1 protein-coding gene is annotated in these 1,155 nt (G+C 43.5%); it reads right to left on the bottom strand.

The genetic code is table 11. The features are described 5' to 3' along the window. Positions 1–1,154: elongation factor Tu (gene tuf, locus DV434_RS10560; protein ID WP_118811601.1), on the bottom strand; the 1,154-nt coding region annotated here is incomplete at its 3' end. Between the last annotated feature and the right edge of the window lies 1 nt (position 1,155).

Here is a 1,155-nt window from a genome sequence, read left to right as displayed (position 1 = left end):
CCTACTGTACGGCCACCTTCACGGATTGCGAAACGTAAACCTTGGTCCATCGCGATTGGGTGGATTAAGCTTACTGTCATCTTGATGTTATCACCAGGCATTACCATTTCCACGCCTTCTGGTAATTCGATAGTACCAGTTACGTCAGTTGTACGGAAATAGAATTGTGGACGGTAACCTTTGAAGAACGGAGTATGACGACCACCTTCTTCTTTTGATAATACGTACACTTCTGATTCGAAATCAGTGTGTGGTGTGATTGAACCTGGTTTCGCTAATACTTGACCACGTTCGATTTCTTCACGTTTTGTACCACGTAATAATGCACCGATGTTTTCACCTGCACGACCTTCGTCAAGTAATTTACGGAACATTTCAACACCCGTTACAGTAGTTTTCGCTGTATCTTTGATACCTACGATTTCTACTTCATCACCCGTACGGATGATACCACGTTCTACACGACCAGTTACTACGGTACCACGACCTGAGATTGAGAACACGTCTTCAATTGGAAGAAGGAACGGTTGGTCAATCGCACGCTCTGGTTCTGGGATGTAAGTATCTAAGTGGTTTGCTAACTCAAGGATTTTTTCTTCCCATTCTGCTACACCATTTAATGCTTGTAATGCAGAACCACGTACGATTGGAGTATCGTCACCTGGGAAGTCATATTGAGATAGAAGTTCACGAACTTCCATTTCTACTAATTCTAATAACTCTTCGTCATCTACCATATCGCATTTGTTTAAGAATACGATGATGTATGGAACACCTACTTGGCGACCTAATAAGATGTGCTCACGAGTTTGTGGCATTGGACCATCAGTTGCTGCTACTACTAAGATAGCACCATCCATTTGTGCCGCACCAGTAATCATGTTTTTAACATAGTCGGCGTGTCCCGGACAGTCAACGTGTGCGTAGTGACGAGTTGCTGTATCGTATTCAACGTGTGAAGTGTTGATGGTGATACCACGCGCTTTTTCTTCTGGCGCGTTATCGATTTGGTCAAATGCACGAGCTGCACCACCGTAGTGTTTAGATAATACGGTTGTGATTGCTGCTGTTAAAGTTGTTTTACCGTGGTCAACGTGGCCGATTGTACCCACGTTTACGTGCGGTTTTGTACGTTCAAATTTTTCTTTAGACATT

The organism is Haemophilus haemolyticus, from assembly GCF_003493685.1.
GTDB classification, from domain to species: domain Bacteria; phylum Pseudomonadota; class Gammaproteobacteria; order Enterobacterales; family Pasteurellaceae; genus Haemophilus; species Haemophilus haemolyticus_O.
This window is presented reverse-complemented; position numbering and strand designations above follow the sequence as displayed.